The organism is Ensifer sp. (assembly GCF_035999135.1).
Lineage (GTDB): Bacteria > Pseudomonadota > Alphaproteobacteria > Rhizobiales > Rhizobiaceae > Ensifer.
Genome location: NZ_DASYGZ010000231.1, coordinates 1 through 6,886, shown reverse-complemented (window position 1 = coordinate 6,886; position 6,886 = coordinate 1). Strand labels below are relative to the sequence as shown.

General features: G+C 62.5%; 8 protein-coding genes. 3 read left to right on the top strand and 5 right to left on the bottom strand.

Annotated features, from left to right (window positions below; translation table 11 throughout):
* Both VGO12_RS30495 and VGO12_RS30490 read left to right on the top strand, forming a co-directional pair.
* Nucleotides 1–217: hypothetical protein (locus VGO12_RS30495; protein ID WP_327516477.1), on the top strand; the 217-nt coding region annotated here is incomplete at its 5' end.
* Nucleotides 218–470: 253 nt separating this feature from the next.
* Nucleotides 471–1,409, top strand: coding sequence for a DMT family transporter (locus VGO12_RS30490; protein ID WP_327516476.1), 939 nt, complete (start codon nt 471–473; stop codon nt 1,407–1,409).
* Between the two features lie 10 nt (nt 1,410–1,419).
* Here VGO12_RS30490 and VGO12_RS30485 read toward each other — a convergent pair whose 3' ends face one another.
* The 5 genes from VGO12_RS30485 to VGO12_RS30465 all read right to left on the bottom strand — a co-directional run bounded on the left by VGO12_RS30485 (nt 1,420) and on the right by VGO12_RS30465 (nt 5,799).
* The gene (locus VGO12_RS30485; RefSeq protein WP_327516475.1) at nt 1,420–2,712 is read right to left on the bottom strand and encodes an MFS transporter; all 1,293 of its coding nucleotides are present in this window, start codon (nt 2,710–2,712) and stop codon (nt 1,420–1,422) included.
* Nucleotides 2,713–2,910: 198 nt separating this feature from the next.
* Nucleotides 2,911–3,066 (bottom strand): hypothetical protein, encoded by a 156-nt coding sequence (locus tag VGO12_RS30480; RefSeq protein ID WP_327516474.1) that lies wholly within the window; start codon nt 3,064–3,066, stop codon nt 2,911–2,913.
* Between the two features lie 78 nt (nt 3,067–3,144).
* Entirely contained in the window at nt 3,145–3,321 is a 177-nt protein-coding gene (locus VGO12_RS30475) for a hypothetical protein (protein ID WP_327516473.1), read from the bottom strand.
* 177 nt (nt 3,322–3,498) lie between these two features.
* Nucleotides 3,499–4,392: a uracil-DNA glycosylase gene (locus tag VGO12_RS30470; protein ID WP_327516472.1), complete on the bottom strand. Its 894-nt coding sequence runs from the start codon at nt 4,390–4,392 to the stop codon at nt 3,499–3,501.
* Between the two features lie 108 nt (nt 4,393–4,500).
* On the bottom strand, nt 4,501–5,799 hold the full coding sequence (locus VGO12_RS30465) for an Hsp70 family protein (RefSeq protein ID WP_327516471.1): 1,299 nt from the start codon (nt 5,797–5,799) through the stop codon (nt 4,501–4,503).
* A gap of 457 nt (nt 5,800–6,256) precedes the next feature.
* On the opposite strand from VGO12_RS30465, the gene VGO12_RS30460 reads away from it, so the two are divergent.
* A partial coding sequence (locus VGO12_RS30460) for an NAD(P)/FAD-dependent oxidoreductase (RefSeq protein WP_327516470.1) occupies nt 6,257–6,886 on the top strand: 630 nt, incomplete at its 3' end.

The following is a 6,886-nucleotide window of genomic DNA, read 5'->3' as shown; positions in this document are numbered from 1 at the left end:
GGTAGTCTTCCAGATGAATGATCTGGCCAGTATTTGTCCGCATGGTCAGTCCCGCTTGCGCCGTTCTACTGGAGAATTTGTAGTGGGCGCCTGTGATGGTGAAAAGGCCAAGGGGCGAAAAGCCGGATATTGCCACGCAATCGTGATGCCGGCGACCGCACTTCCGGCAGAAAAGACATGGCGTCCGCTGTACTTCCCGCTCCCCCTATCAGATTGACCTGTATCGAAGTGGGACTAACAAGACATGAATTGGAAAGGATTTTTTCGCAGCAGCTAAAGAAAAGCGGACTATCGATGTGCTGAACCGCGATCGATCAAGAAAAAACGCCGAACATCACGAAGTTTGATCCGACTTTCCTGGCAAGCGTCGCTAAGGTGGGACGATCCTGTGGCGGATGTCTCCGTCGAACCTCCCCAGCCAGCCTTCGCGCCTGCCATCGGCCGGCGATTCTGCTCGAAAAGTGCCCTCAATGGATGCCGAAGTCGAAAGCCCGATGAAGGGGATCCTGCTCAAGGTCCTTTCCGTCGTCATTTTCGTTTGCATGTCGACCTTGATCAAGGCGGCGGGAACCGGGATCGCCACCGGGCAAATCACGTTCTATCGCTCCGCCTTCGCCATGGTGCCGATCCTCGGCTATCTCGCCTTTCGCGGACAATTGCGCGATGCGTTCAAGACCGAGGATTTTACCGGCCACATCGCCCGTGGCTTCATCGGCATCCTGGCCATGAGCTTCGGCTTTTACGGGCTTGTCCATCTGCCGCTGCCGGAGGCAATCGGCATCGGTTACGCCATGCCGCTGATCGCCGTCGCTTTTGCGGCGATCTTCCTCGGCGAAACGGTCAGGCTCTATCGCTGGTCGGCCGTGGTGATCGGGTTGGTCGGAGTGATGATCATCACCTGGCCGCGTCTGACGCTTTTCCGGGAAGGCGGCTTCGGTTCGCTCGAGGCCCTGGGAGCCGCCTCGGTGCTGGTGTCGGCGGCACTCGGAGCGGTGGCGATGGTGCTGGTGCGCAAGCTCGTCAAGAACGAACGAACCCATACGATCGTGCTCTATTTTTCGCTGTCAGCCTCGGTCTTTTCGCTGGCGACTTTGCCCTTCGGCTGGCCTTCCATCTCGCGCGAAGCCTTCCTGCTCCTGATGTTTGCCGGCTTCTGCGGCGGGGTGGCGCAGATCCTGCTGACCGAAAGCTATCGCCATGCCGACATGTCGACCATCGCGCCGTTCGAGTACACCTCGATCGTCCTCGGTCTGATCATCGGCTATTTCCTGTTCGACGACATCCCGACGGCGACCATGCTGATCGGCACGGCCATCGTCGTCGGGGCGGGCATCTTCATCATCTTCCGGGAGCATCGCCTGGGGCTCGAGCGCAAGGGCGCGCGCAAGCACGTGACGCCGCAGGGGTGAAACGTGCGCCTTACGGCTTGACCTTTTCCCAGGCCGGCACCGTGTCGTCGGTAATCAGCGGCTCCTGTGCCATTTGCTGAGCCACCGGGCTCGTGACGTCGGGCCCCGGCGTCGGCATGACGCTGGTGGCCTGGAAATCGGTCTTGGCGACAAGGCCCTTGTGCTGTTCGCGCTGCAGGATGCGCCAGGCGGCGTAGCCGCCATAAAGGGCGAAGTAGACCGCGAGCACGAGAAAAAGCGCCGCCGGACCGAAGCGGTCCATGACCGGGCCGACCATCAGCGGGCCGGAGATCGTGCCGAGACCATAGGTGATCATCAGGCCGGACGACGTCTCGACATATTCGTTCGGCTTGGCGAGGTCGTTGGCATGCGCCACGTTCAGCGCATAGATCGGAAACAGCACCGAGCCGATGAGGGCGGCGATAGCGTAGAGGGTGGTTGGCTGGCTGCCGATCGCCGCCGACATCAACAGGCACGACACGACGCCGACGATGCCGCAGCCGACCATGACGATGCGCCGGTCGATCTTGTCGGAAAGCCGCCCGATCGGGATCTGCGAAATCGCGCTGCCGGTCAGAAGCGACGCCAGCAGCGTCGCGCCCTCGGCGGTGGAAAGGCCGATCTTCTGGGTGAAGACGCCGCCAAGGTTCAGCCAGGCGCCGGACAGCGCGCCGGCGAGAAAGCCGCCGATAACGGCGACCGGCGAACGGCGAAAGAGCGCGGGGATGTCGAACCTTGCCTGTGCAGGCGGTGCCGGCATCGGCGAAGAGGAAAGCGCCGTCGGCAGGAGGGCGAGCGAGAACAGCACGCTGCACAGCATGAAGAGGGACGTGTTGGTCGGATCGCCGAGCGGCACCATGTACTGTCCGCCGATCGTGCCGACCATCGTCGTGATCAGATAGAGCGAGAACAAAAGGCCGCGGTTTTCGTTGGTGACGCGCTCGTTGAGCCAGCTTTCGATGACGAGATAGCTGCCGGAGATGGCAAAGCCGGCAATGGCGCGGAAGGCGATCCAGGCGCGCCAGTCGACGACGAGGCCGCAGAGCAGGATCGCGATCGAGAGCAGGGTGATCAGCGCCGTAAAGACGCGCACGTGGCCGACTCGCAGGACGAACTTGGGCGTAATGACACAGGAGAGAGTGAAACCGACCGTGTATCCGGTGGCGATGACTGAGACCGTCAGCGTCGACCAGTTCTCGGCGACCGAGCGCACCGGGATGACATAGCTCTGAAGGCCAAAGGCGACCATCATGAGCAGGGTCGATACCATCAGGCTGAAGACGGAAGCGAGGCTGGCCAGCATCGGCGCTCCTGAGAACATGACGCCCTGCCATCGACGTTGACGGCGGATAGGCGCAGAAGGAGCAAGGAACGTCTGGCGGATACCGGACGAGCCCGACACTCCAGGGTCAAAGCGAGTGTGGCTCTATCCAGTTTTTGACGCCCTGTCGATTGCGACAGGCGATGGCGAAAAGGCGGTGCGGCTGGTTGCTGGTGGCGATCAGTTCGGCAAAAGCGGGCTCACGGCGACGCGATGGGCGCGACGTGCGTCCTTCTTGGTGCTGAGAACAGTGTATTCGCGCGACGCACGCACGGCCGTGCCGATGTCGGAGATCGAATCGAACAGGACCTTGAGGCTAACGATCGGCTTGGTCATGGTTTCGTTCCTTGTCTCGACGGCGGTTGATAAAAACGGTGCAGCACGCGACACGCTGACGTCGCGTATCGCGTGAGATCAGCGCTGAATGAAGTCGGCGAAGAGCTGCGACGGACGGGTGGTCCGGGCAAGGCCGATCGCGGTCATCTGCTCGTTGGCTGCCGTGCCGAAGCGGTTGAACGGCGTCCGGTACGCGGCGCCGGTGTGGCGGAGCGTCTCAAAGCTGCTGTGGATCGGACGAAAGCGGGCAGTCATGGTTCAATTCCTTAAAATCCAGTCCTCCCGTGTCAATATATTGCAATGCAGCATGCTATTTTGCAATGCGTCATAATGCGCCGCTGATATGCGCAAACCGCATGGCTTTCTTCATTCTTTGTTCACAATTCGGGCAGGCGTCGGCAGCCGCGACGTTGGACGAGGTTCGTCGGCTGGTCAGCCGCGGATCCTGGCCTTGAATGCAAGCAGGTCCTGCCAGGCAAAACGCTTGTTGACGGGCGCCGTCACCAGGTCCTGCGGGTGCAGGGTGGCAAGGGTCGGCACCGTGATGCCGCCGATGGCAAGATCCCGCCATTCACCGCGCAGCTGATGGATGGTGTCGTTGCCGCCAAGGAAGAAGCGGGCGGTGAAATTGCCGAGCAGCATCAACTGCTTGGGTTCGGCAAGGGCGATCTGCCGTTCGATGAACGGGCGGCAGATGTCGGCCTCGCGCGCTGTCGGCACACGATTGCCCGGTGGTCGCCAGGGCACGACATTTGTGAGCAGCACCGTCTCCCGCGAAAGGCCGATACCGGCGAGCATCCGGGTGAGCATGTCGCCGAGCCGGCCGGCAAACGGCTGTCCGTCGCGATCGTCGTCGGCATAGGGCATCGGGCCGATGATCATGATGCCGCTTGCGGGATCGCCTTCGGCAAAGACGAGATTGCGGGCGCTGTTTCTGAGGTTGCATCCGGCAAATCCCTCCATCGCCACCCTGAGTTCGGCGAGCGACCGCGCCGATTCGGCCGCAAAGCGGGCCTCCTGAATGGCCTGGGCGTCGGGAATGGCGACCTGAGGCACGCTCGCCGCCGGCAGCGACGGGCGCACATCGCGGGACTGAGTCGGGGTAGGGGAGACCGTTGCCTGCGGAGCGGCCGGCTGGAAGACGGCCTCCGCCCTGCCGCCGCCCGTCGCTGCGGCGCGGCCATTGCCGCGCGCCGCCTTCATCGCCTCGAACTCGGCGAAGCGGTCGACCGGCTCCTCTTCCAGCAGCCATTCGACGCCTGCATCCGCATGGAAGGCGAGCAGGGCGGCAAGTGCTGACGGGGAGAGGTCTTGGGCGGAAATCATGATCGCCAACCTAGCCTATAAGGCGCCGGACCGGAACATGTTTTCCAATCCGGCACCTTCCTATCCAAGGTCATTGCGCTCCTTTGCGGCGAAGCGGGCGCCCATGTCTCAGGCGGCGTTGGCCGTCCAGTGGGCGATGTCGTCGTGCTCGCCGATCAGCGCCAGCCCGTGGGCGATCGAAAGCAGTTCGCCACCGGTCTCGATGCGACTGGCATCGAAACGGCGCTCGAAGATCGAGCGCACCGCCGGCACGAAGGAGGTGCCACCGGTGAGGAAGACCTTGTCGATCGTCTCGGGCGCGGTCGAGGTCGACTGCAGCACATCGTCGAGCGCGCCTTCGATGCGTGCGATCTCCGGTGCAATCCAGCCTTCGAAGTCGCTGCGACGAACGATGCGGCGCGACATTTCGCCGAGAGGCGCGAAGTAGAATTCGGTCTCGTCCTGCTTCGACAGTTGCATTTTCGTTGCCGAGATCGCGTTGTAGAGCGGATAGCCCTCGTCGTGCTCGATCAGATCGATGAAGGCCTCAAGCTTTTCCGGCTCCAGGCTCTGGCGCACGAGCTTCTTCAGATCGGTGAAATCTTTCAATGTCTTGAAGATCGAAAGCTGATTCCAGCGGCCGAAATTCGCGTAGTAGTTCGATGGAACTTCAAGCAGCTTGTCGAAGCTCTTGAACTGACTCCCCTTTCCGATCAGCGGCGATACGACGTTGTCGATGATGCGGAAGTCGAAATGGTCGCCGGCGATACCGACGCCCGAATGGCCGATCGGGGTCGCGGTCAGTCGCCCGGCCTTGGTCTCGAAGCGGATCAGTGAATAGTCGGTGGTGCCGCCGCCGAAATCGGCGACGAGCACGGTCGCATCCTGCTTCAGGTTCTGGGCGAAGTAGAAGGCGGCCGCCACCGGCTCGTAGACATAGTGGACTTCGGGAAAGCCGAATTCGGAGAGGGCTGCCCCATAGCGCTCAAGCGCCAGCGCCGGATCGGGATTTGAGCCGGCGAAATGCACCGGGCGGCCGACGACGATGCGGCTGTACTGGTCCATCCAGCCATCGCCGGCATAGTCGCGCAGCTTGGTGAGGAACACCCGCATCAGATCCTCGAAGCTGTGGCGCTTGGCATAGACCTGGGTGCCCTGGAACAGGGGGCTTGCCGCAAAGGTCTTGATCGACTGCAGGAATCGGCAGTCGCCCGGATTGTCGATGAAGGCGCGGATCGCCGCCTGGCCCGCCTCGACCTTCAGCGCCTGGGCGCCAAGCTGGGAGTCCTTCATGAAGGAGAGGGCCGTCCGCATGGCATCCGTCGAGCCGGCGAGGCTGTCGAACTGCATCGAACGGGTGGTATCGCCGGCCGCGACTGCGAGAACCGAATTGGTCGTGCCGAAATCAAAGCCCAGTGCCTTGGCCATGGGTGTCTCTCCTTGCGTCTGGCGTCGCTGCGCCGCCCGGTTTGAAGCCGGTGGCGCGCAACGCAACTTGAATTCTGTAGGGCCGCCGTCCTGTATGGAGGCAGCCGGTACCGCGACGACAAAAGGCACGTCGTCCCGGCGCCGAAAAGCGCCTTGCCGAGTGCCGATTGCGAATGGGGTGTGCCGGCGCATGCCGCCGGTAGGGCGGCGGCCTCGTCGCACGGCTCTTCGGCAAAAGCAAGGCCGCAGGCTCAATAGCGTCGTCACGCGACAAATTGATGTATTTACGTTTACGTACACGTCATATAGACATTTGCCCTAAACTCATGACCTCATGCGCAAAAGCGGGCATCGTCTGTCGCATCCCGGCTCGACAAGCCAAACTGCATTTGCCATGACGGGATGACATGTCCTGGGAACGGAGCCGGCAGAAGACCGGTGAGACTGGAGAGACGGAATGACCGAGCAAGATCTGCCCGAGCGCGAGAGCATGGAGTTCGACGTCGTGATCGTCGGCGCGGGGCCGGCCGGTCTTGCCGCTGCGATCCGGTTAAAGCAGGTCAATCCGGAACTGTCGGTGGTCGTTCTCGAGAAGGGCGCCGAGGTCGGCGCGCATATCCTGTCAGGCGCCGTCGTCGATCCAATCGGCATTGACCGGCTGCTGCCGGGCTGGCGCGACGAGGCCGACCATCCATTCAAGACGGAGGTCAAGGACGACCACTTCCTGCTCCTGGGTCCCGCCGGCTCGATCCGCCTGCCGAACATCCTGATGCCGCCGCTGATGAACAATCACGGCAACTACATCGTCTCGCTCGGCAACGTCTGTCGGTGGCTGGCAAGCCACGCCGAAGCGCTGGGCGTCGAGATCTATCCGGGCTTTGCCGCAACCGAAGTGCTCTACAACGACGAAGGTGCGGTCATCGGCGTCGCCACCGGCGACATGGGCGTCGAGCGCAACGGCGAGCCGGGTCCGAACTTTGCCCGCGGCATGGCGCTGCTCGGCAAATACACGCTGATCGGCGAGGGGGTGCGTGGCTCGCTTGCCAAGCAGCTGATCGCCAAGTTCGATCTCTCGAAAGACCGCGAC